This window comes from Vibrio sp. 03_296, from assembly GCF_002265885.1.
Genome location: NZ_NPKW01000237.1, coordinates 1 through 910, shown reverse-complemented (window position 1 = coordinate 910; position 910 = coordinate 1). Strand labels below are relative to the sequence as shown.

At 47.0% G+C, this 910-nt stretch carries 1 protein-coding gene; it reads left to right on the top strand.

What is annotated here, in order from left to right; all coding sequences use genetic code 11:
• The coding region (locus CIK04_RS33555) for a hypothetical protein (RefSeq protein WP_325205749.1) at nucleotides 1-209 on the top strand (209 nt) is incomplete at its 5' end.
• Nucleotides 210-910: the final 701 nt, after the last annotated feature.

Genomic DNA, 910 nt, shown 5'->3' with positions numbered 1-910 from the left:
ATAGACTCCGAACAAAAAACGGAATCTGGTTGTCCCTTTGTAGGGCGGGTGCTATCTTGCAAGCTCAGTCTCCGCTGGTGATGCAGGATAGTTTAGACCGTCAGCTTAACGCAACTTGTCTGCTTATGAGTTGTGTCGATTCTACACCACATTCATATCCGCAAAGCCTCGATGTCAGCCGACGTTGTTTTGTACGTACTAAAGCATGATAAAAAAAGTATTACCACTATTAGTCAGCTCGCTTTTTGCCAGCAATCTTGTTGCGGCGCCTCAAGTTTCTCTCTCTTTGGAAGGGTGAGCGGTGCTGTGGAGGAAATATCGAGGCGCACCTTACCTCGATTGATGAAAAGGATTACTCCACCTCTTTGCGTTTTCAATCTCGTCTTGATGGTCATCATTAATTGGGCGCGTTGAACGCATTGGGTTACTATCATGCTACAGATTGACTATCAAATCAGCGACGATCAGGAAGAACTGACGGACCCATATCACCTTGGGCGAACCGGTGAGAGTTGAGACCTTTGATGTGCGCATTGAGGGGGAAGCCTCGAATGACAAAAGATTTCCTGCAACTGTTAGAAAAAATCGCCGCTTAAACAGGGGGCGATTTTAAATCATGGCGACTACGAGGCGCTCAAATCCTCAATTCGTAACCTCGTCGTTGCAAAAGGCTATTTAAAGGCGATTTTATCGAAACGCGTTTAGAGGTCGCAGCCGATCTCAATCAAGCGTTTGTGCGCCTTCATTACGCCAGTGGGAYGCGTTACCACTTTGGTCAAACGGCCATTACTGGTAGTCAAATTGAAGAAAACCGAGTGCGCTCCTTGCAACCGTTTAAAGCCGGTGACCCCTATTTAGTCGCCAAAGTGGGGGAGTACAATCAAAACCTCTCTAACACCGATTGGTTCTC